The sequence below is a fragment of the Streptomyces sp. NBC_01537 genome (assembly GCF_045040445.1).
Classification (GTDB): domain Bacteria; phylum Actinomycetota; class Actinomycetes; order Streptomycetales; family Streptomycetaceae; genus Actinacidiphila.
On record NZ_CP109392.1, the window covers coordinates 8,224,851 to 8,247,653 of the forward strand.

Consider the following 22,803-nt stretch of genomic DNA (forward strand, 5'->3'; position numbering starts at 1 on the left):
CGACGGGAGACAGCAAGGTGAGGGACATGGACGGCGAGACGCTCTACTCCATCGGGGAACTGGCCCGGCGCACCGGTCTGTCGGTGAAGGCCATCCGGTTCTACTCCGACCGCGGGGTGGTCCCGCCGACCGACCGAAGCCCCGCCGGTTACCGGCTGTACGACATCGACGCGCTGGCCCGCCTCGAACTCGTCCGTACGCTGCGCGACCTCGGCATCGACCTCGCCACCGTCCAGCGGGTGCTGGAACGCGAGATCACCGTCGCCGAGGTGGCCGCCGCGCACGCCGAGGCCGTGGACGTCCAGATCCGCACACTGCGGCTGCGCCGGGCCGTACTGCGCGCCGTGGCCAAGCGCGGGTCCAGTCCCGAGGAGATGGAACTCATGCACAAGCTGGCCAAGCTGTCCGACGAGGAACGCCGACGCGTCATCAACGACTTCATCGACGAGGCGTTCGGCGGCCTGGACGCCCACCCCGAATTCGTGGCGATGATGCGGGCCGCCATGCCCGAGCTGCCCGACGACCCGGCCCCCGAGCAGGTCGACGCCTGGGTGGAGCTGGGCGAACTCGTCGGCGACGCGGACTTCCGGTCCGCCGTACGCCGCGCGGCCGAGTACCAGGCCGCCGAGCGCGCCTCAGGCGCCCGCAGCGGCTCCGGCGCCGACAAGCAGCTCGTCGAGCTCACCACGGCCAAGGTCACCGCCGCCCTCGACGCGGGCACCGCCCCCGACTCGGCGGCGGCCCAGGATCTCCTGGACGACCTGCTCCCGCAGTACGCGGACCTGTTCGACCGCACCGACGGCCCGGACTTCCGCCACTGGCTGCTCATCCGTTTCGAGACCGGCAACGACTCGCGCATGGAGCGCTACTGGCAGTTGCTCTCGGCCATCAACGGCTGGCCGCAGCGACCCAGCCTCGGCCCGGTCTTCGACTGGGTGATCAAGGCCCTGCGATCAACGCCGCGGGCCGGGGGCAGGCCGTCCGCCTGAGGCGAGGGGGCGGCACCGTACGCACGGTGCCGCCCCCTCACCCGGAACCCCGGAACCCCGGGACCCCCGGTCAGGCCCGCTTCGCGAGCAGCTCCTCGACCCGTTCCCGCACAGCCGCGTCGTCCAGACCCCGCACGGTGAGCGTCGTACGGCGCCGCAGCACGTCATCGGCCGTCTGCGCCCACTCGTGATCCCGCGCGTAGACGACCTGCGCCCAGATCTCCGGGCCGTCGGGGTGGATGCGCTCGCCCAGCGACGGGTCCTCGTTCACCAGCCGCGCGATGTCGAAGGACAGCGAACCGTAGTGCGTGGCGAGGTGGCGGGCCGTCAGCGGGTCGATACGGCTGCCGGGGTCGCGGTCGACGAGAAGCCGGTGGGCGACCGCGTTCGGGTTGGCGACGCCCGGCAGCGGCATCCGCTTGGGGAGCCGGGCCAGCGGCACCATGTCCTCCCGGAGCGGCCCGCCGGGCAGCTGCGCGAGCTTGCCGATGACGGTGCGGCCGATGTGCCGGTACGTGGTCCACTTGCCGCCGGCCACCGACAGCATGCCGCCGCGGCCTTCGGTGACGACCGTCTCGCGCTTGGCCTTCTTCACGTCACCGGGGCCGCCGGGAAGCACCCGGAGCCCGGCGAAGGCGTACGTGATGAGGTCGCGGTCCAGGTGCTCGTCCTTCACGGACAGCCGGGCCTCGTCCAGGATCTGCTGGATGTCGGCCTCGGTGGCCCGTACGTCGGCCGGGTCGCCGGTGTACTCCTCGTCCGTGGTGCCCAGCATCAGCTGGTCCTCCCACGGCAGGGCGAAGGTGATGCGGTACTTGTCGACCGGGGTGGCCATGGCGGCCTTCCAGGGCGCCTTGCGCTTGAGGACGACGTGGGCGCCCTTGCTGAGCCGGATCGAGGGGTCCGAGCCGGCGTCCTCCATCTTGCGCAGGTGGTCGACCCACGGGCCGGTGGCGTTCAGCACGACCCGGGCGTCGACGCCGAACTCGGTGCCGTCCAGCCGGTCCTTGAGGTCTGCGCCGCTGACCCGGCCCCGGGTGAAGCGCAGCCCGGTGACCTCGGAGTGGTTGAGGACGACCGCCCCGGCCTCGACGGCGGCGCGGACCGTCATGATGGCCATCCGCGAGTCGTTCATCTGGTGGTCGTAGTAGACGGCTACGGCCTTGAGGTTCTCCGTGTTCAGGCCGGGGTTGTCGGCCGCGGCGCGGGCCGGGGATATCACCTTGCCGACGCCGTCGCCGAAGGCGGACAGCGCGGTGTAGGCGAAGACCCCGGCGCCGAGCACGGGGGCGCTGACCGGTCCGCCCTTGTAGACGGGCAGATAGAAGGTCAGCGGGTTGACCAGGTGCGGCGCGACGTCCTTGGCGAGCGCGCGCCGCTCCTGGTGGTTCTCCGCGACCAGCTTGACCGCGCCGGTCTGCAGGTAGCGCAGACCGCCGTGGACGAGCTTGGAGGAGGCGGAGGAGGTGGCGCCGGCGAAGTCGCCGGCGTCCACCATGGCCACCCGCAGCCCGGACTGCGCGGCGTGCCAGGCCACCGAGGTGCCGAGGATTCCGCCGCCGATCACCAGTAGGTCGTACGTGGCGTGGCTGAGCAGGTCCCGGGTCTCGGAACGGCCGGGGTTGCGGCCGGCGGTCGGGTGCGTCCCAAGGGTCGGGACGCTCTGCAGGGTGCTCATTTTGTGTTTACTCCTCGTCCTCGATCCAGCCCATGGTCCGCTCGACGGCCTTGAGCCAGCTCTTGTACTCGCGGTCACGCTGGGCCGCGTCCATGTTGGGGGTCCACTCGGCGGCCCGGCGCCAGTTGGCGCGCAGCTCGTCGGTGTCCGCCCAGAAGCCGACGGCCAGACCGGCGGCGTAGGCGGCGCCGAGGCAGGTGGTCTCGGCGACCATCGGACGGACCACGGGGGCGTCCAGGAAGTCGGCGAGGGTCTGCATCAGCAGGTTGTTGGAGGTCATGCCGCCGTCGACCTTGACCGCGGCCAGCTCGACGCCGGAGTCCTTGGTCATGGCGTCGACGATCTCGCGGGTCTGCCAGGCGGTGGCCTCCAGCACGGCACGGGCGATGTGCGCCTTGGTGACGTACCGGGTCAGGCCGGCGATGACACCACGGGCGTCGGAGCGCCAGTGCGGGGCGAACAGACCGGAGAAGGCCGGCACGAAGTAGGCGCCGCCGTTGTCCTCGACGGAGGAGGCCAGCGTCTCGATCTCGGCCGCGCTCTTGATCAGGCCCATCTGGTCGCGCATCCACTGCACGAGCGAACCGGTGACGGCGATCGAGCCCTCGAGGGCGTAGACCGGCTTCTCGTCGCCGATGCGGTAGCCGACCGTGGTCAGCAGGCCGTTGTACGAGTTGACCGGCTTGTCGCCGGTGTTCATCAGCAGGAAGGTGCCGGTGCCGTACGTCGACTTGGCCTCGCCCTCGGCGAAACAGGTCTGGCCGAACAGGGCCGCCTGCTGGTCGCCCAGCGCGGAGGCGACGGGCACACCGGCGAGCAGGCCGGAGGCGGCGTGGCCGTAGACCTCGGCGGAGGAGCGGATCTCGGGGAGCACGGCGGCCGGGACACCGATGGAGGCGAGGATCTTCTCGTCCCACTCCAGGGTCGCCAGGTTCATCAGCAGGGTGCGCGAGGCGTTGGTGACGTCGGTGACGTGCACGCCTCCGTTGGGGCCACCGGTGAGGTTCCAGATGACCCAGCTGTCCATGGTGCCGAACAGGATCTCGCCGCGCTCGGCGCGCTCGCGCAGGCCCTCGACGTTGTCCAGCAGCCAGCGGATCTTCGGGCCGGCGAAGTACGAGGCCAGCGGGAGGCCGGTCTCGCGGCGGAAGCGGTCCTGGCCGACGTTGCGGCCGAGCTCCTTGCACAGGGCGTCGGTGCGGGTGTCCTGCCAGACCAGCGCGTTGTGGACGGGCTCGCCGGTGGCCTTGTCCCACAGCAGCGTGGTCTCACGCTGGTTGGTGATGCCGATGGCCTTCACGTCGGCCGAGGTGATGCCGGCCTTGGTGATGGCGCTGTCGACCACTTCCTGGACGTTGGTCCAGATCTCGGCGGCGTCGTGCTCGACCCATCCCGGCTTCGGGAAGATCTGCTCGTGCTCCTTCTGGTCGACGGAGACGATCCGGCCGTCCTTGTCGAACACGATGCAGCGGCTGGAGGTGGTGCCCTGGTCGATGGCCGCGATGAAGGGGCCGGTGGTGTGAGCGTCGGTCACGGTGTACTCCTCGTTGAGTCTCTTCGGTCGTCAGTCTGCGGGCTGAGGGTTACGCGAAGGCGATGCGGTAGAGGCCGCCCGCGAGCACGGCACCAATGATCGGGCCCGCGACGGGGATCCAGGCGTAGCCCCAGTCCGAGCCGCCCTTGTTGCGCAGCGGCAGGAGGGCGTGCACGATGCGCGGACCGAGGTCACGGGCCGGGTTGATGGCGTAACCGGTGGGGCCGCCGAGCGACAGGCCGATGCCGACGACCACGAAGGCGGTCATCAGGGCGCCGGTGCCGGAGAGGCCGAGGCCCTTCGTCAGGCCCTGGGTGAGGACCGCGAGGACGAGGACGAAGGTGCCGATGATCTCGGTCGCCAGGTTCTGCCAGACGACGCGGACCTCGGGGCCGGTGGAGAAGATGCCGAGCACCGGGCCGCCGGGCGCGGGCTGCGCGTCCTTGCCGGTGACCGGGCCCTCCGGGTCCGCCACCGCGACCAGCTCGGGGTCGTCCATGTGGGCCTGGAACTGGCCGTAGTAGGCGACCCAGACCAGCGCGGCGCCGATCATCGCGCCGACCATCTGGCCGGCGATGTAGACCGGGACGTCGCTCCAGTCACCGGTCTTGACCGCGATGCCGATGGTGACGGCCGGGTTGAGGTGCGCACCGGAGAGGCTGGAGGAGATGTAGACCGCGGTCAGCACCGCGAAGCCCCACCCGAAGGTGATGGCGAGCCAGCCGGCGTTGCGGGCCTTGGAGCTCTTGAGAGTGACCGCCGCGCAGACACCGCCGCCGAGCAGGATGAGTATGGCGGTACCGATGGTCTCGCCGATGAAGATGTTGTCGCTGGACACCCGCGACTCCTTTGTCCTTGTCCAGGGGAAGGGCAATGGCGGTCTCGAACTTCGTACATCCTACCGACTCCGTCGGCAGGTGTTCGACAATGTCGACCGTCGAACGGAAGTGTTCATCCGCGATGCCGCGCACGTCAAGGGGGGTGTGAGCCAAGACTCTTGAAAGTACGAAAAGTCTCAGAAACATCTCAGAAACGCGGGATGCCCCGGAAGGTGCCGAAAGGCCTCAGAAACGCCCGGCGCCGAGATCGCGCGAGACCGAGCGGGCGCAGTCCCGCACCGCGGCCACCAGCTGCGCGCGGATCTCCCCGCCGTCGCAGACCCGCTCCACCGCACCGGTTATCGCCACCGCGCCCACCGGCATCTTGCGCCGGTCATGGATCGGCGCGGCGATCGAGGCCACCCCGTCCCAGGTCTCCTCCAGGTCCGAGGCCCAGCCCCGGGCCCTGGTCAGGTCCAGTACGCCCTCGAAATCGGGCAGCTCGGTGATGGTGCGGGAGGTGAGCGCCTCGCGCTCCAGGTCGATGATCTCGTTGTGGGCGACCGGGTCGTACGCCGACAGCACCTTGCCCAGCGCGCTGCTGTGCAGCGGGTGCATCGCCCCGACCTCCAGCACCTGCCGGCTGTCGTCGGGCCGGAAGACGTGGTGCACGATCAGCACGCCGTGCTGGTGCAGCACCCCGAGGTAGACCGCCTCGCCGCTGGAGCGGGCCAGGTCGTCCGTCCAGACCAGGGCGCGGGCCCGTAGCTCGTGGACGTCCAGATAGCTGTTGCCCAGCCGCAGCAGCTCGGCGCCCAGCTGGTACTTGCCCGAGGCCGGGTCCTGCTCGACGAACCCCTCCTGCTGGAGTGTGCGCAGGATCCCGTGCGCCGTCCCCTTGGCGAGGCCGAGCGACGAGGCCACGTCCGACAGGCCGAGCCTCCGCTCCCCGCCGGCGAGCAGCCGCAGGATCGCAGCCGCCCTGGTGAGCGACTGGATGGGTCCTGGCATGTAACACCCTCCGTAATGACGGCCAGAAGTGGGTCGACAATGCTGAACGGCGTCAGACGATGCCGACCACATCTTTCCAGAGTCGAGTGTGACACTTTGCGTCCGCCCCTCGGAATGCCCAGGAGCCGTGGGGTACCGCGCGTTAGTCTGGCTCGCGTGCGGGTGTGATCGCATCGGACCCGCAAAGCCGACAGCCGTCGCATCCCAGGGAGCAGATCCATGGCCCAGCCGTCCCTCTTGTCCGCAACCGCCCGAGCCGCAGCACTGCGGGAGGCCCTCGCCACCCGCGTCGTGGTGGCCGACGGGGCCATGGGCACGATGCTCCAGGCCCAGGACCCGACACTGGACGACTTCCAGGGACTGGAAGGCTGCAACGAGGTACTGAGCGTCACCCGCCCCGACATCGTGCGCTCGGTCCACGAGGCGTACTTCGCCGTGGGCGTGGACTGCGTCGAGACCAACACCTTCGGGGCCAACCACGCGGCGCTCGGCGAGTACGACATCCCTGAGCGCGTGTACGAGCTGTCCGAGGCCGGCGCGCGCATCGCCCGCGAGGTCGCGGACGAGTTCACGGCGAACACCGGACAGCAGCGCTGGGTCCTGGGCTCCATGGGCCCCGGCACCAAGCTGCCCACCCTCGGCCACGCCGCCTACGCCACCCTGCGCGACGCCTATCAGCGCAACGCCGAGGGCATGATCACCGGCGGCGCCGACGCTCTGATCGTCGAGACCACCCAGGACCTGCTGCAGACCAAGGCGGCCGTCCTCGGCGCCCGCCGCGCGCTGGACGCGTCCGGCCTGGACCTGCCGCTGATCGTCTCGATCACCGTCGAGACCACCGGCACCATGCTGCTCGGCACGGAGACCGGCGCCGCTCTGACCGCGCTGGAACCGCTGGGCATCGACATGATCGGCCTGAACTGCGCCACGGGCCCCGAGGCCTACAGCGAGCACCTGCGCTACCTCTCCCGCCATTCCCGCATCCAGCTGGCCTGCATGCCCAACGCCGGCCTGCCGATCCTGGCCCGGGAAGGCGCGTACTACCCCCTGACGCCGTCCGAGCTGGCCGACGCCCAGGAGACCTTCGTACGCGAGTACGGCCTCTCCCTGGTCGGCGGCTGCTGCGGTACCACCCCTGAGCATCTGCGCCAGGTCGTCGAGCGCGTCCGGGACCTCACCCCCGCCGAGCGCTCCCCGCGCCCCGAGCCGGGCGCGGCCTCGCTCTACCAGACCGTGCCCTTCCGTCAGGACACCTCGTACCTGGCGATCGGCGAGCGCACCAACGCCAACGGCAGCAAGAAGTTCCGCGAGGCCATGCTGGACGGCCGCTGGGACGACTGCGTGGAGATGGCGCGCGAGCAGATCCGCGAGGGCGCGCACCTGCTGGATCTGTGCGTGGACTACGTCGGCCGGGACGGTGTCGCCGACATGAAGGAGATCGCGGGGCGCTTCGCGACCGCTTCGACGCTGCCGATCGTGCTGGACTCCACCGAGCCGCAGGTGCTGCAGGCGGGCCTGGAGATGCTCGGCGGCCGGGCGGTGATCAACTCCGTCAACTACGAGGACGGCGACGGCCCGGAATCGCGGTTCGCGAAGATCACCTCGCTCGCGGTCGAGCATGGCGCGGCGCTGATCGCGCTGACCATCGACGAGGAGGGCCAGGCCCGCACCCCCGAGCACAAGGTGGCGGTCGCGGAGCGGCTGATCGCCGACCTGACCGGCAACTGGGGCGTGCTGGAGTCGGACATCCTCATCGACTGCCTCACCTTCACCATCTGTACCGGCCAGGAGGAGTCCCGCAAGGACGGCGTCGCCACCATCGAGGCCATCCGTGAGCTCAAGCGCCGCCACCCGGACGTCCAGACCACCTTGGGCCTGTCCAACATCTCCTTCGGCCTCAACCCGGCCGCCCGCGTCGTGCTGAACTCGGTCTTCCTCAACGAGTGCGTCGAGGCCGGCCTGGACTCCGCGATCGTCCACGCGTCCAAGATCCTGCCCATCGCCCGGATCCCCGAGGAGCAGGTGGAGGTGGCCCTGGACCTGATCCACGACCGCCGCCGGGAGGGTTACGACCCGCTGCAGCGCTACCTGGAGCTGTTCGACGGCGTCGACCTGAAGTCCGTCAAGGCGGGCCGCGCGGAGGAGCTCGCCGCGCTGCCGCTGGAGGAGCGCCTGCAGCGCCGCATCATCGACGGCGAGAAGAACGGCCTCGAACAGGATCTGACCGAGGCGCTCGGCCTGCGCCCGGCCCTGGAGATCGTCAACGACACCCTCCTGGAGGGCATGAAGGTCGTCGGCGAGCTGTTCGGCTCCGGCCAGATGCAGCTGCCGTTCGTGCTGCAGTCCGCCGAGGTCATGAAGACCGCCGTGGCCTACCTCGAGCCCCACATGGAGAAGACCGACGACGAGGGCAAGGGCACCATCGTGCTGGCCACCGTCCGCGGCGACGTCCACGACATCGGCAAGAACCTGGTGGACATCATCCTGTCCAACAACGGCTACACCGTCGTCAACCTCGGCATCAAGCAGCCCGTCTCGGCGATCCTGGACGCCGCCGTCGAGCACCGCGCCGACGTCATCGGCATGTCCGGCCTCCTGGTGAAGTCCACCGTGATCATGAAGGAGAACCTGGAGGAGCTCAACCAGCGCAACCTCGCCGCCGACTACCCCGTCATCCTCGGCGGCGCCGCCCTGACCAGGGCGTACGTCGAGCAGGACCTCCACGAGATCTACGAGGGCGAGGTCCGCTACGCCCGTGACGCCTTCGAGGGCCTGCGCCTGATGGACGCCCTCATCGGCGTCAAGCGCGGCGTCCCCGGCGCGGTCCTGCCCGAGCTCAAGCAGCGCCGGGTCGCCAAGCGCGAGCCCGTCATCGAGGAGCCCGAGGAGAACCGGGGCCAGATCCGCTCCGACGTCGCCACGGACAACCCCGTGCCCACCCCGCCCTTCTGGGGCTCCAAGGTCGTCAAGGGCATCCCGCTCAAGGACTACGCCTCCTGGCTGGACGAGGGCGCCCTGTTCAAGGGCCAGTGGGGGCTGAAGCAGGCCCGCGCCGGCGGCCCGACGTACGAGGAGCTGGTGGAGACCGAGGGCCGGCCCCGGCTGCGCGGCCTGCTGGACCGCATGCAGACCGACGGACTGCTGGAGGCGGCCGTCACGTACGGGTACTTCCCCTGCGTCTCCAAGGGCGACGACCTGATCATCCTGGGCGAGGACGGCACCGAGCGCACCCGCTTCACCTTCCCCCGCCAGCGGCGCGGCCGCCGGCTCTGCCTGGCCGACTTCTTCCGCCCCGAGGATTCGGGCGAGACCGATGTGATCGGCATGCAGGTCGTCACCGTCGGCAACCGGGTCTCCGAGGCCGCGAACGAGCTGTTTGCCACCGACTCCTACCGCGAGTACCTGGAGCTGCACGGCCTGTCCGTCCAGCTCGCCGAGGCCCTCGCCGAGTACTGGCACGCCCGCGTCCGCTCGGAGCTGGGCTTCGCCGGCGAGGACCCCGGCGACGTGGAGGACATGTTCGCCCTGAAGTACCGGGGCGCCCGCTTCTCCCTCGGCTACGGCGCCTGCCCCGACCTGGAGGACCGCGCCAAGATCGCCCGGCTCCTGGAGCCGGAGCGCATCGGGGTGGTGCTGTCGGAGGAGTTCCAGCTGCATCCCGAGCAGTCCACGGACGCCATCGTCATCCACCACCCCGAAGCCAAGTACTTCAACGCGCGCTAGGGCCTGTCCGGTCGATCTCGGCCTATCCGACCAAGATCGACCGGACAGACCCTAGCCACGATGCCCCAAGGGGCGCGGGGAACTGCGCGACCAGCCGACCACGGCCCGCAGCTGCCCACCTGACCTGCACGGACCTCTCAGTAAATGCTCACGCCGTACGCCGTCAGCGCCTCACCGACCGGCTGGAACCAGTTCGGTCCGGTGGGGTTGCTGTCGCAGTCGCCGTCGCCGCCGGAGAGCATGCCGTAGGCGACGGAGCCGCTGAAGAGCGGGCCGCCGCTGTCGCCGCCGTCGGCGCAGGCCGTGGTCTTGATGGTGCCGTAGACCTTGCTGCCGTCGTCGAAGGTGACCGTGGAGTTCAGCGCCGAGACGGTGCCGCTGGTCGTGCCGGAGACGCCGCCGCTCTTGTAGACGGTCTGGCCGACCGTGGGGGTCCCGTAGGAGCTGATGTCCTTGGTCGTGCTGTTGTAGTTCACCGTCCCCGGGTGGCTGGTGATGCTGTACTTCACCAGCGCGTAGTCATTGGTCGGGAACTCGCTGTCGTACGTGGTCCCGGCCTTGACCGTCTCGTCGTAGTCGCTGTACCAGGTGACCGCGTCGTTGCCGCAGTGGCCCGCGGTCAGGAAGTAGTACGTCGAGCCGCTGACGACGTTGAAGCCGACCGAGCACTGGTAGTCGCCGTAGTACGCGGCGTTGCCGCCCCGGAGCTTGGTGGTGATCCGGTGGGCCGTGCGCTCGATGACGGCCATGGAGCCCAGCTTCGCGGCGGCCGCCTTGAGAGCTGCGAGCCGGGCGCCCTTGACGGTGACGTCGGCGGTGATGACCACCTTGTTCGTCACCGGGTCCACCGAGGTTGCGGTGCCGGGGATGGTGAGCGAGTGGTCCAGCCCGGCCTGGGCCGTGCTCAGCTGGGCGGCGCTGTGGGCGACCAGCCTGGGCGTGGCACCGGCGGCCCGCACCGTGCGGGCGGCCGCGGCGTCGGTGACCGGTATGACCAGCCGCCCGGCGCCGTCGAGGTACGCGCCCGCCGTACGCGAGCTGCCCAGCTTCTTCTGGACGCTCGCCGACAGGGCCGAGATCTTCGCCGGGGACGGCTGCGCCGCCGGCAGCGCGGCCTGAGCCGGGGGAAGCACCACGGCGGCGGTGAGCAGCGCCGCCATGGCGGCGATACGGGTGGTTCTCAAGCAGGGCTCCTGTGAGACGAAATGGGAATGAGCACGACAGGTCGGGGCGACATGTTCCCATCAATCACTTAAGCCACAAGGGCCTCAATGGCTACATCTGTGTGAACGGGCGAATCCGTTTGGAAAGTCGTAGACTGGACGGTCCGGTAGAGGCCGGTCGCCCGCCCCACCACCGTGGAGCCATGGCGACCGGCCTTCGTCTCCCCTGGACAGCGCGAGGAGTGGGCCGTATGACCAGCACAATTCCCGCCGTGGACAACCGTCCGGCCGACGGTTCGGCACTGCAGGCCGTGCTTCTCGACATGGACGGCACCCTCGTGGACACCGAGGGCTTCTGGTGGGATGCGGAGGTCGAGGTCTTCGCCGAGATGGGCCACTACATCGACGAGGCCCACCGCGAGGTCGTGGTCGGCGGTCCGATGACCCGCAGCCTGGGCCACCTGATCTCGGTCACCGGCACGAACGCCACCCTCGCCGAGCTGTCGGCCCTGATCAACCGGCGCTTCACGGAGCTGATCCACCGGGGCGTGCCCCTGATGCCCGGTGCGCGCCGGCTGCTGACCGAACTCGGCGCCCACGGGGTGCCCACGGCGCTGGTCTCCGCCTCGCACCGGCACATCATCGACTCCGTACTGCGCTCGCTCGGCCCGGAGAACTTCGCCCTGTCCATCGCCGGCGACGAGGTCGCCAGGACCAAGCCGCACCCCGAGCCCTATCTGGTCGCGGCGGCCCGTCTCGGCGCCGATCCGGCCCGCTGCGTCGTCATCGAGGACACCCCGACCGGCGTCACCGCGGCGGAGGCGGCCGGCTGCCGGGTGGTGGCCGTGCCGTCCATCGCGCCCATTGAATCGGCACCCGGCAGGAGCGTTGTTCGATCCCTGGAACACATCGATCTGACTTTTCTGCGCTCTCTGATTACGGCCGTGCACTGAGCGTGTATTCGGAATACACGCGAGTAAGTGATTCTCATCACTTCAAAGGCCGTCGACAGGTGGCCCATTGGGTGCTGCGGGGCTTTGACGCCCAATAAGGGTGGTGTCGTTGTGTCCGTGTTGCTGCCCTAAGCGACCGGAACGTTCCGGTGTCCGGATATCGGAATGACCGGCCCCGTTACATGTCCGTGATTCCGCCTCAACGTCCCCGTGTTCTATTGCAGCCTGGCGTTCGAAGTACTGTCCTCGCACGTCAATGCCGCAGCCGTCGCAGCCCTTGCACAAGTTCGTCTCATCTTTGGTGCCGTACTTACTCAACCTCGGTATCGTCGCCCGAGCGTGCGAGCCCCCAACGCTGTCGACGGCCGGCGCCAATGACGTACCAGGACGACACGCGGCCGACGGCCGGAACAGGGAGAACAACGAGGATGAAGAGCAAGCTACTGGTGCTGCCGGCCCTGCTGGGTCTGAGTGCGCCTGTACTGGCTGGTTGTGGGGGCTCGGGCGGCAGCGGTTCCGACGGTTCCGCGATCGTTGTCGGCAGCACGGATTCCATCGTCGTGTCGAAGGACAACCCGTCCCCGCTCGACCCGGCCACCTCGTACGACGCGGCCACCTGGAACATCCTGTCGAACACGTTCCAGATGCTGCTCCGACTCCCGCGCAGCGGCACCACCCCGCAGCCCGACGCCGCGGAGAGCTGCGCTTTCTCCGACAAGCAGTCGGAGACCTACCGGTGCAAGCTCCGTTCGGGGCTGAAGTTCAGCAACGGCGACGCCCTGACCGCCGAGGACGTGAAGTTCTCCTTCGACCGGATGCTCAAGATCAAGAGCGATCTGGGTCCGGTCAGCCTGCTCTCCGGCCTCAAGAAGGTCGAGACCCAGGGCGACCGGGAGGTCATCTTCGACCTCAAGGCCTCCGACGCCACGTTCCCGTACAAGCTGGCCACGCCCGCCGGTGCCATCGTGGACAGCCAGGTGTACCAGGCGGACAAGCCGTACGAGGGCCTCAAGCTCGTCGGCTCCGGTCCGTACAAGCTGGACTCCTTCACCCAGGGCGACAAGGCCGTTCTGTCGAAGAACGAGGACTACAACGGCAATGTCGTGATGAAGAACAGCGGCATCGAGATCAAGTTCTTCGACGACTCCGCCAAGATGAAGAACGCCCTGGCCGACGGCACCATCGACGTCGTCGGCGGCTCGAGCGCCTTCAAGCCGGCCCAGATCACGGACCTCCAGGCGGGCAAGGTCAAGGGCGTCACCCTCACCGAGGCCTCCGGCACCGAGACCCGCTATCTGTTCTTCAACACGAAGTACGCTTCGGTGGCGCCGAAGGCGGTCCGCGAGGCCATCGCCCAGCTGATCAACCGTTCCACGCTCACCCGCGACACCTTCGAGCGCACGGTCGATCCGCTCTACTCGATCGTTCCGCAGGGCATCGCCGGCCACAAGAACTCGTTCTACAACATGTACGGCGAGCCCAGTCAGGCCCACGCGGCCAAGACCCTGCAGGACGCCGGCATCAGCACCCCGGTGAAGATCACCTACACCTACCGCACCACGGCCGGCTCCTCGGCGGGCGAGGAAGCCCTCTGGCTGCAGAAGTCGCTCAACGCCAGCGGGCTCTTCGCTGTCAGCCTCAAGAAGGTGGCGTACGACTCCTTCGTGGGCAACGCGATCGACGGCAAGTTCGCCTTCTACGGCATGGGGTGGGCCCCGGACTTCCCGGACGCCGACAACTACATCGCGCCGTTCATCAGCGAGAACTTCCTGGACCTGCCCTACAAGAGCAACGAGATCAACAACACGCTGCTCCCGCGCACCCGGGCGGACGCGGACCGGAACAGCACGGTCGCGGACTTCGGGACCATGCAGGACATCGTCGCCAAGGACATCCCGCTGATCCCGGTATGGCAGTCCAAGGGATATGTCGCCTCCCGGGACGGAATCACCGGTGTCGAGTGGCTCATCAACTCGTCATCCACCACCCAGTACTGGGAACTGGGTCACGGCGTGACAGGATGACCCCTCGGTCGCGCGGATCCCGGGGATGTTCCGCGCCCCGGATCCGCGTGGCCTTTTTGGTGAGGCCGAAATACCTGTGAGGAATGCTCGTGAGGAATCGAGTCCAGCGGCTGGCCCTTCCGCTCTCTGTGACAATGACGGCGGTGGTGGTCGCCGGCTGCGGCTCCGGAACCTCCAGTGGTGACTCCAGCGGTCAGGCCGTCACCATGGGCATCACCGACAAGATCACCTCCGTGGACCCGGCGGCCGGCTACGACGTGGGCTCCTGGATCGTCTTCAACAACGTCTTCCAGTCGCTGCTCGCCTTCCCCGACGGCTCGACCAAGCCGCAGCCCGACGCCGCCGAGCACTGCGAGTTCACCGACGAGGAGAGCCGGACCTTCTCCTGCACCCTGCGGTCCGGGCTGAAGTTCAGCAACGGCGACAAGCTGACCTCCGAGGACGTCAAGTACTCCTTCGAGCGCACCATCAAGATCAATGACGAGAACGGCCCGGCAGGCGCCCTGCTCGGCTCCGTCAAATCGATCGACACCCCCTCGGCCGAGAAGGTCGTCTTCCACCTGAAGTACTCCGACGCGACCTTCCCCATGAAGGTGGCCTCCGCCGCCGGCTCCATCGTGGACCACACCGAGTACAAAATGGATGCCCTGCGCACCGATGGCAAGGCCGTCGGCTCCGGCCCCTACACGCTGGACTCGTACGACAAGGACAAGAAGGCCGTCTTCAAGGTCAACGACAGCTACAGCGGCGACGCCAAGGCCAAGAACTCCGGCGTGACCATGAGCTTCTACAACGACGAGGACACCCTCAAGAAGGCCGTCACCGACGGCACCGTCGACTTCGCCTACCGCGGCCTGGCCACGGCCGACATAGCCAGGATCCAGGCGGCCTACGCCAGCGGGAAGGGCACCCTGCAGGTGATCGAGGGCAACGGCGCCGAGATCCAGCACCTCGTCTTCAACCTCGACGACGACGTGGTCGGCAAGAAGGCGGTACGGCAGGCCGTCGCCTACGTCATCGACCGCCAGACGATGATCCGCGATGTCTACAAGCGCACCGTGGAGCCGCTCTACTCGATCGTCCCGGCCGGCCTCACCGGCCACACCACCTCCTTCTTCGACCGCTACGGCGAGGGCGGTGACACCGCGAAGGCCCAGTCCGTGCTCACCGCCGCCGGTATCACCGACAAGGTCGCCTTCACCCTCTGGGCCACCCCGGTCCGCTACGGCACCGGCACCGTCGCGGAACTGCGGACCATCGCCAAGCAGCTCAACGCCACCGGACTGTTCGACGTCACCGTCAAGAGCGTCGACGCCGACACGTACGCCAAGAACATCGAGGCCGGCAAGTACGCCGCGTACGTCAAGGGCTGGGTCCCCGACTACCCGGACCCCGACAACTTCACCGCGCCGTTCTTCGGCGAGGGAAATGTGCTCTTCAACAACTACACCAACACGACGATCACCGGCTCCCTGATCCCGGGCACGGCCGCCCAGTCCGACCGCACCGCCGCCGTGGAGGACTTCAAGAAGATCCAGACCACCGTCGCCGAGGACGTGCCGGTCATCCCGCTCTGGCAGGGCAAGCAGTACGTCGTCGCCCGCAACGGCATCACCGGCCTGGAGTGGAGCCTGGACCCCGCGGCCGTCTTCCGCTTCTGGGAGATCGAGAAGACCGACTCCTGAGGGCCGGCGCCCGGGAGTAGGGGCCCCGGGACTACTGGGCCCCGGGGCGCACCAGCCCGCTCTCGTACGCGTAGACCGCCGCCTGCACCCGGTCGCGCAGCGCCAGCTTGGTCAGCACATGCCCGACATGGGTCTTCACCGTCGTCTCGCTGACGAAAAGCTCGGCCGCGATCTCCGCGTTCGACAGGCCGCGCGCCACCAGCTTCAGCACCTCGACCTCGCGCTCGGTCAGCGTGTGCAGCGGCTGCGGCACCGCGTCCTCGCCGGACGGCAGCCGGCCCGCGTACTTGTCCAGCAGCCGCCGGGTGATGCTCGGCGCGAGCATCGCCTCGCCGCCGGCGACCACCCGGATCGCCTGCACCAGCTCGGTCGCGGGCGCGTCCTTGAGCAGAAAACCGCTGGCCCCGGCGCGCAGCGCCTCCACCACGTACTCGTCCAGGTCGAAGGTGGTCAGCACCAGCACCTTGGCCGGGCCGTCCCGGCCCGGTCCGGTGATCTGCCGGGTCGCCTCCACCCCGTCCATCCGGGGCATCCGGATGTCCATCAGCACCACATCGGGCTGCAACGCCCGCACCTGGTCCAGGGCCTGCTGGCCGTCCCCGGCCTCCCCGACCACCGCCAGGTCCGGCTCGGCCTCCAGGATCATCCGGAAGCCGGTGCGCAGCAGCGGCTGATCGTCCACCAGCAGGACGCGAATCGCCACGGGATCTCCTTACGCGGTCACTGAGGTGGTGACTGACGAGTCCTCATTCTTCCCCACCACAGGGAGCGGATAGGGCGGGGGAGTGCCCCCGAAGGACGGGCACACCGCCTGGTGGTCGCACCAGCCGCACAGCGGCCCCTTGCGCGGCTGCCAGTCACCCGTCTCGGTCGCCAGCCGGATCGCGTCCCACAGCGCCTCCAGCTTGCGCGCCACCGTCCGCAGATCCGCCTCCGTCGGGTCGTACGTCAGCACGTCCCCGCTGCCCAGATAGACCAGCTGGAGCCGGCGCGGCACCACCGCGCGCAGCCGCCACAGCACCAGGGCGTAGAACTTCATCTGGAACAGCGCCTCGTCCGCATACTCCGGGCGCGGGGCCTTGCCGGTCTTGTAGTCCACCACCCGCAGATCGCCGGTGGCGGGGGCGACATCCAGCCGGTCCACATAGCCGCGCAGCGTCAGCCCCGACTCCAGCTCGGTCTCCACGTACAGCTCGCGCTCGGCCGGCTCCAGCCGCGTCGGGTCCTCCAGCGAGAACCACCGCTCCACCAGCGCGGCGGCGCTCTCCAGCCACGGGGCCAGCTCCGAGCCCTCGTCCGCGAAGAGCTCCGCCAGCTCCGGCCGCTCCGCCCGCAGCTTGTCCCACTGCCCCGGCACCATCGCGCGTGCCCGGTCCGGCGTCCGCTCCGCCGCCGGTGAATCGAACAGCCGCTCCAGCACCGCGTGCACCACCGTGCCCCGGGTGGCCGCGGGGCTCGGCTTCTCCGGCAGCCGGTCGATCACCCGCAGCCGGTACAGCAGCGGGCACCGCATGAAGTCCGACGCACGCGAAGGCGACAGCGACGACGGTGGCCGCGGCGGGACGGCGTCAGTAGTGGAACTCATGGCAGGACCTTACGGCGTACCACCGACAGCCGGTGTCCGCTCCGCGCGAGCGGGCAATACCATCAAGGCAGATCCAGCATCAACGAGGGGAACAAGTGAGCGAGAACGGGCAATCGCCGTCGGACGGCGCGCAGCACCCCGGCTCCGGCGACGGGCCTGCCAAGCGCCCGCCCGGCGGAGGATTCCTGATGGGCCGCATCTTCGGCGTGCCCGTCTACGTCGCCCCCAGCTGGTTCCTCGTCGCCGCCCTCATCACCTGGGTCTTCGGCGGCCAGCTCGACCGCGTACTGCCCGAGCTCGGCAACCTCCGCTACCTCGTCTCCCTGTTCTTCGCGGTCGCCTTCTACGCCTCCGTACTCGTCCACGAACTCGCCCACACCGTGGCCGCGCTCCGCTTCGACCTCCCCGTACGCCGCATCCAGCTCCAGTTCTTCGGCGGCGTCTCCGAGATCGAGAAGGAGTCCGAGACCCCCGGCCGCGAATTCGTCCTCGCGTTCGTCGGCCCGCTGCTCTCGCTGGTCCTCTCCGGCGTCTTCTGGCTGGGCATGCAGGCCGTGGATCCCGGCACCGTCCCCGGCGTACTGCTCGCCGGGCTCATGATCAGCAACCTGATCGTCGCCGCGTTCAACCTGCTGCCCGGCCTGCCGCTCGACGGCGGCCGGATGCTGCGCGCCGTGGTCTGGAAGATCACCGGCAAGCCCATGACCGGCACCGTCGCCGCGGCCTGGACCGGCCGCGCGCTGGCCATCGCCGTCCTCATCGGCCTGCCCCTGCTCTCCTACGCGGGCGGCGTCTCCGACGGCAGCGAAGGCTCCACCGGCTTCGACTCCCTCACCGACGCCCTGCTCGCCGCCATCCTCGCCGCCATCATCTGGACCGGCGCCGGCAACAGCCTGCGCATGGCCCGGCTGCGCGAGCACCTCCCCGAACTCCAGGCCCGCACCCTCACCCGCCGCGCCGTCCCCGTCGCCTCCGACACCCCCCTGTCCGAGGCCCTGCGCCGCGCCAACGAGGCCGGAGCCCGCGCCCTCGTAGTCGTCGACGGCGCCGGTGACCCCACCGCCGTCGTCCGCGAGGCCGCCATCGTCGGCGTCCCCGAACACCGCCGCCCCTGGGTCGCCGTCTCCGGCCTCGCCCAGGACATCAAGCCCGGAATGAAGGTTTCGGCGGAGCTGGCCGGAGAGGACCTCCTGGACACCCTGCGGGCCACCCCGGCGACCGAGTACCTGGTCGTCGAGCCGACCGGCGAGATCTACGGCGTGCTCTCCACTGCCGACGTGGAACGGGCCTTCCTGGCCGCGATGGCGCGACAGCCTTCTTAGCGGCGAGTTCGCCTCCGCTGCGCTCAGCCACTGCCTCCTCCTTTTTTGGGCTCGGTTCGCCTCCGCTGCGCTCAGCCACTGTCGACGGTCGATCGTGCTCGACTCGCTCGTTCCTCGCGAGCCTCCGCGCGTTCTCCCTTTCGACAGCGGCCGCTCCGCTTCGGCTCACTCGCCGAGGTCGGCCGCAGATCGTGGGCTGGGCGTCGACCGAAGGGTCCGCACCGTGGGGAATCGGGGCTCCGGTGAGCCGGTAGGGTTAGCGCCATGTCCGAACCGACCGGTGCCGCCCGTCGTCGCGGCCCCTTCCAGGTCGGGGACCAGGTCCAGCTCACCGACCCCAAGGGACGCCACTACACCTTCACGCTCGAAGCCGGGAAGCAGTTCCACACCCACAAGGGTGCCTTCTCGCACGACGAGCTGATCGGTGCTCCCGAGGGCAGTGTTGTCCGCACCACGGGAAACGTCGCCTACCTCGCGCTGCGCCCCCTGCTCCCCGACTACGTCCTGTCCATGCCCCGCGGCGCCGCCGTGGTCTACCCCAAGGACGCGGGGCAGATCCTGGCCATGGCCGACATCTTCCCCGGCGCCCGCGTCGTCGAGGCAGGCGTCGGTTCCGGCTCCCTCAGCAGCTTCCTGCTGCGCGCCATCGGCGACCAGGGCATGCTGCACTCCTACGAGCGCCGCGCCGACTTCGCCGAGATCGCCACCGGCAACGTCGAACGCTACTTCGGCGGCCCCCACCCCGCCTGGCAGCTCACCGTCGGCGACCTCCAGGACAACCTCAGCGACACCGACGTCGACCGCGTCATCCTGGACATGCTCGCCCCCTGGGAGTGCCTGGAGGCCGTCTCCAAGGCCCTCGTCCCCGGCGGCATCGTCTGCGCCTACGTCGCCACCACCACCCAGCTCGCCCGCACCGTCGAGGCGATCCGCGAACACGGCACCTTCAACGAGCCGTCCGCCTGGGAGACCATGGTCCGCACCTGGCACGTCGAGGGCCTCGCCGTACGCCCCGACCACCGCATGATCGGGCACACCGGCTTCCTCCTCACCGCCCGCCGCCTCGCGGACGGCGTCGAGCCCCCGCTGCGCCGCCGCAGGCCCGCCCCGGGTGCGTACGGCGAGGACTACACCGGTCCCGGCAGCGCCAGCCGCGGCGGCAAGCCCGCCGCGCCCGCCGCCACGCCCGAGACCGACTAGACAGAACGCAACCCGAACACCGTCGCCGCCGGAATCCCGCCAGGGACCGGCGGCGACACCGTTGCGGGCACCGGGACCCGGTCGTACCGCCCCCGTGTGACATATGGCACCATGCTGGCCACACCAGCAACACGAACTCCAGAAGTCCACGAACTCCACAGGAGAAAAGGCGAGTGCAGCCCTCCGCAGGCCCGGCCCCGGCCCTCCCGCACACCCGAGCCCGCTCGGTGCACTGGATCACCACGGCAGCCGTCGTAGCCGCCGTCATAGGAGCCGGAAGCCTCGTCCAGCCCGCCGACGCCGCCTCCGCCGCTGCCCGGCACGTCTCCGGAGCCCCCGACGCCGGGAAGGCCCACTACCCCCTGGACTGCGCGGGAGGCCCCGTGGACGTCGTCAGCCACGCCTCCGGCGACCTGGACCACGACGGCCGCCCCGAGACCGTCGCCGTGGTCCGCTGCCATTCCGAGACCGGCACCCCGCCCAGCGGCGTCTACGTGCTCTCCCAGGGCGCCGCGGGCAGCCAGGCGCCCCGCATCGTCGAGACCCTGGTGAATCCCAAGGACCAGCGCAGCATCAAGGACCTCCGGATCACCGAAGACGGCACGGTCACCGCCACCGTCCTCGGCTACTCCAGCGAGGACGTACCCCGATGCTGCCCCGATCAGCAGCGGGTTTACACCTGGCAGTGGCGCTCGGGCACGTACTACGCGATCCCCGGGCCGCTCGCCTCAACAGCCGTGTGACACGTCACACGGCATCCGGCCCATACACCTCTACACTGTCCGAAACCCGACGCACATGGATGCAGTCGCCAGGGCATTCCTTGGCGGAATCCACCACATCGGTCAGCAGCGGCAGCGGCACCGGCGCGGTGGCTCCGGGTGCCTGGCGCAGCTCGTCATCGTCGCCCTTGACGTAGGCGAGCCCGTCGATATCAAGCTCGAAGATCTCGGGCGCATACTGCACACAGATCCCGTCGCCGGTGCACAGGTCCTGGTCGATCCAGACTTCCAGAGCCTCGCCCACTGCCTCGCTCACGGGAACATCGCCTGCCGTTCATAGTCCGGTCGGAACCGGGATGGAACCGCCCCTGACGGGCGTTGACCGAATCGACGATACCCGCGCCCGCTTTCCGATGTTGCTGGGTGGGTATTCACCTCGCGAGAGGACGTGCGCAAGGGTGAAGATCGGACACACCCCGACCGTCTTTAGTGATCTAGGGGTTTACACCCCTACCGGCACAGGTAGGGTCTGGAAACGTCCAGCTCCCCTTGGAGGAGGTGAGGACCGTGGCGGCCCACGACGACGACATCAACCGTGGCGGCCGATCTGCCCGTGGTCAGGATGACCAAACGGGCCAGGTCGCCTTTCTTGAGCAGGAGATCGCCGTCCTGCGACGTAAGCTCGCCGACTCTCCGCGTCACACGAGAATTCTCGAGGAGCGGATCGTCGAGCTGCAGACCAGTCTGGCAGGCGTGTCCGCTCAGAACGAGCGGCTGGCGAACACGCTCCGCGAGGCCCGCGACCAGATCGTGGCCCTCAAGGAGGAGGTCGACAGGCTCGCACAGCCGCCTGCCGGCTTCGGCGTGTACCTGCAGGCGAACGAGGACGGAACAGCCGACATCTTCACCGGCGGCCGCAAGCTGCGGGTGAACGTCAGCCCGTCCGTCGAACTGGAAGAACTCCGGCGCGGCCAGGAAGTCATGCTCAACGAGGCACTCAACGTGGTGGAAGCCATGGCCTTCGAGAGCATCGGCGACATCGTCACCCTCAAGGAAGTCCTTGAGGACGGCGAACGAGCCCTGGTCATCGGACACACCGACGAGGAAAGGGTGGTCCGGCTCGCCGAACCACTGCTCGACGGCGCCCTGCGCGTCGGCGACGCCCTGCTCCTGGAACCGCGCTCCGGATACGTCTACGAGCGCGTCCCCAAGAGCGAGGTCGAAGACCTCGTCCTCGAAGAGGTCCCCGACATCGACTACCGCCAGATCGGCGGCCTCGGCAACCAGATCGAGCAGATCCGCGACGCGGTGGAACTGCCCTACCTGCACGCCGAGCTGTTCAAGGAGTACGACCTGCGCCCGCCCAAGGGCGTCCTGCTCTACGGCCCTCCGGGCTGCGGTAAGACCCTCATCGCCAAGGCAGTCGCCAACTCCCTTGCCAAGAAGGTCGCCGAGGTCACCGGGCAGCCCCAGGGCAAGAGCTACTTCCTGAACATCAAGGGCCCCGAACTGCTCAACAAGTACGTCGGCGAGACCGAGCGGCAGATCCGCCTGGTCTTCCAGCGTGCGAGGGAGAAGGCCAGCGAGGGCACCCCCGTCATCGTCTTCTTCGACGAGATGGAATCCCTCTTCCGGACCCGAGGTTCCGGTGTCAGCTCGGACGTGGAGAACACCATCGTCCCCCAGCTGCTCGCCGAGATCGACGGTGTGGAAGGCCTGGAGAACGTCATCGTCATCGGCGCCTCCAACCGCGAGGACATGATCGACCCCGCGATCCTGCGGCCCGGCCGCCTGGACGTGAAGATCAAGATCGAGCGGCCGGACGCCGAGGCGGCCAAGGACATCTTCTCCAAGTACCTCGTCCCGACCCTCCCGCTGCACAGCGAGGACATGTCGGAACACGGTGGATCGAGCGCCGGCACCGTCGACGCCATGATCCAGGCCGTGGTCGAGCGGATGTACACCGAGACCGAGGAGAACCGCTTCCTGGAGGTCACCTACGCCAACGGTGACAAGGAAGTCCTCTACTTCAAGGACTTCAACTCCGGCGCCATGATCCAGAACATCGTGGACCGGGCCAAGAAGATGGCGATCAAGGACTGGCTCGACCACAAACAGCGCGGACTCCGCGTCGCTCACCTGCTCGCCGCCTGCGTGGACGAGTTCAAGGAGAACGAGGACCTGCCCAACACCACCAACCCGGACGACTGGGCCCGCATCTCCGGCAAGAAGGGCGAACGGATCGTGTTCATCCGTACGCTCGTCACCGGCAAGCAGGGCGCCGACACCGGCCGGTCCATCGACACCGTCGCCAACACCGGCCAGTACCTGTAGAGCGACCACCCTCCGGCTGCGGGTGCCCACGCAGGGGCACCCGCAGCCGGACCCGTTTCACC

General features: G+C 69.0%; 17 protein-coding genes. 9 read left to right on the forward strand and 8 right to left on the reverse strand.

Going from position 1 to position 22,803, the window contains the following annotated elements; translation table 11 throughout:
• Positions 1 to 26: 26 nt before the first annotated feature.
• Entirely contained in the window at positions 27 to 989 is a 963-nt protein-coding gene (locus OG607_RS37830) for a MerR family transcriptional regulator (protein WP_405733536.1), read from the forward strand.
• A 70-nt stretch (positions 990 to 1,059) separates the two neighbouring features.
• On the opposite strand, the gene OG607_RS37835 is transcribed toward OG607_RS37830, so the two are convergent.
• The 4 genes from OG607_RS37835 to OG607_RS37850 all read right to left on the reverse strand — a co-directional run bounded on the left by OG607_RS37835 (position 1,060) and on the right by OG607_RS37850 (position 6,030).
• Positions 1,060 to 2,667 (reverse strand): FAD-dependent oxidoreductase, encoded by a 1,608-nt coding sequence (locus OG607_RS37835; RefSeq protein ID WP_405733539.1) that lies wholly within the window; start codon positions 2,665 to 2,667, stop codon positions 1,060 to 1,062.
• Between the two features lie 7 nt (positions 2,668 to 2,674).
• Positions 2,675 to 4,201: a glycerol kinase GlpK gene (gene glpK, locus OG607_RS37840; protein WP_405733542.1), complete on the reverse strand. Its 1,527-nt coding sequence runs from the start codon at positions 4,199 to 4,201 to the stop codon at positions 2,675 to 2,677.
• Between the two features lie 49 nt (positions 4,202 to 4,250).
• Positions 4,251 to 5,039, reverse strand: a complete 789-nt coding sequence (locus tag OG607_RS37845) for an MIP/aquaporin family protein (protein ID WP_405733545.1) — start codon at positions 5,037 to 5,039, stop codon at positions 4,251 to 4,253.
• Positions 5,040 to 5,265: 226 nt separating this feature from the next.
• Complete coding sequence (locus tag OG607_RS37850; RefSeq protein WP_405733548.1) at positions 5,266 to 6,030, reverse strand: IclR family transcriptional regulator; 765 nt, start codon at positions 6,028 to 6,030, stop codon at positions 5,266 to 5,268.
• Between the two features lie 219 nt (positions 6,031 to 6,249).
• On the opposite strand from OG607_RS37850, the gene metH reads away from it, so the two are divergent.
• Complete coding sequence (gene metH / locus OG607_RS37855) at positions 6,250 to 9,753, forward strand: methionine synthase (RefSeq protein WP_405733551.1); 3,504 nt, start codon at positions 6,250 to 6,252, stop codon at positions 9,751 to 9,753.
• Between the two features lie 137 nt (positions 9,754 to 9,890).
• Here metH and OG607_RS37860 read toward each other — a convergent pair whose 3' ends face one another.
• On the reverse strand, positions 9,891 to 10,937 hold the full coding sequence (locus tag OG607_RS37860) for a S1 family peptidase (RefSeq protein ID WP_405733554.1): 1,047 nt from the start codon (positions 10,935 to 10,937) through the stop codon (positions 9,891 to 9,893).
• 230 nt (positions 10,938 to 11,167) lie between these two features.
• On the opposite strand from OG607_RS37860, the gene OG607_RS37865 reads away from it, so the two are divergent.
• The 3 genes from OG607_RS37865 (at position 11,168) to OG607_RS37875 (ending at position 15,578) form a co-directional block, all read left to right on the forward strand.
• Positions 11,168 to 11,869, forward strand: coding sequence for an HAD family hydrolase (locus OG607_RS37865; RefSeq protein WP_405733557.1), 702 nt, complete (start codon positions 11,168 to 11,170; stop codon positions 11,867 to 11,869).
• A 428-nt stretch (positions 11,870 to 12,297) separates the two neighbouring features.
• A complete protein-coding gene (locus tag OG607_RS37870; RefSeq protein WP_405733560.1) occupies positions 12,298 to 13,893 on the forward strand; it encodes an ABC transporter substrate-binding protein in 1,596 nt (531 codons plus the stop codon).
• 83 nt (positions 13,894 to 13,976) lie between these two features.
• Entirely contained in the window at positions 13,977 to 15,578 is a 1,602-nt protein-coding gene (locus OG607_RS37875; RefSeq protein ID WP_405733562.1) for an ABC transporter substrate-binding protein, read from the forward strand.
• A gap of 31 nt (positions 15,579 to 15,609) precedes the next feature.
• Here OG607_RS37875 and OG607_RS37880 read toward each other — a convergent pair whose 3' ends face one another.
• Both OG607_RS37880 and OG607_RS37885 read right to left on the reverse strand, forming a co-directional pair.
• Positions 15,610 to 16,281, reverse strand: a complete 672-nt coding sequence (locus tag OG607_RS37880; RefSeq protein WP_405733565.1) for a response regulator — start codon at positions 16,279 to 16,281, stop codon at positions 15,610 to 15,612.
• Positions 16,282 to 16,290: 9 nt separating this feature from the next.
• Positions 16,291 to 17,163, reverse strand: coding sequence for a RecB family exonuclease (locus OG607_RS37885; protein ID WP_405733568.1), 873 nt, complete (start codon positions 17,161 to 17,163; stop codon positions 16,291 to 16,293).
• A 95-nt stretch (positions 17,164 to 17,258) separates the two neighbouring features.
• Here OG607_RS37885 and OG607_RS37890 point away from each other — a divergent pair, with 95 nt between their 5' ends.
• From OG607_RS37890 to OG607_RS37900, 3 genes are all read left to right on the forward strand, one after another.
• Positions 17,259 to 18,485 carry a site-2 protease family protein gene (locus tag OG607_RS37890; protein ID WP_405733571.1) on the forward strand — a complete coding sequence of 409 codons (1,227 nt, stop codon included), beginning with the start codon at positions 17,259 to 17,261 and terminating at the stop codon, positions 18,483 to 18,485.
• Between the two features lie 264 nt (positions 18,486 to 18,749).
• Positions 18,750 to 19,685 carry a tRNA (adenine-N1)-methyltransferase gene (locus tag OG607_RS37895; RefSeq protein ID WP_405733574.1) on the forward strand — a complete coding sequence of 312 codons (936 nt, stop codon included), beginning with the start codon at positions 18,750 to 18,752 and terminating at the stop codon, positions 19,683 to 19,685.
• A 173-nt stretch (positions 19,686 to 19,858) separates the two neighbouring features.
• The gene (locus tag OG607_RS37900) at positions 19,859 to 20,428 is read left to right on the forward strand and encodes a hypothetical protein (protein WP_405733576.1); all 570 of its coding nucleotides are present in this window, start codon (positions 19,859 to 19,861) and stop codon (positions 20,426 to 20,428) included.
• Between the two features lie 4 nt (positions 20,429 to 20,432).
• Here the strand turns inward: OG607_RS37900 and OG607_RS37905 are convergent, their stop codons facing one another.
• The gene (locus tag OG607_RS37905) at positions 20,433 to 20,723 is read right to left on the reverse strand and encodes a ferredoxin (RefSeq protein ID WP_405733579.1); all 291 of its coding nucleotides are present in this window, start codon (positions 20,721 to 20,723) and stop codon (positions 20,433 to 20,435) included.
• Between the two features lie 251 nt (positions 20,724 to 20,974).
• Between OG607_RS37905 and arc the strand changes: the two genes are divergently transcribed.
• Positions 20,975 to 22,741 carry a proteasome ATPase gene (arc, locus tag OG607_RS37910; protein ID WP_405733582.1) on the forward strand — a complete coding sequence of 589 codons (1,767 nt, stop codon included), beginning with the start codon at positions 20,975 to 20,977 and terminating at the stop codon, positions 22,739 to 22,741.
• Positions 22,742 to 22,803: the final 62 nt, after the last annotated feature.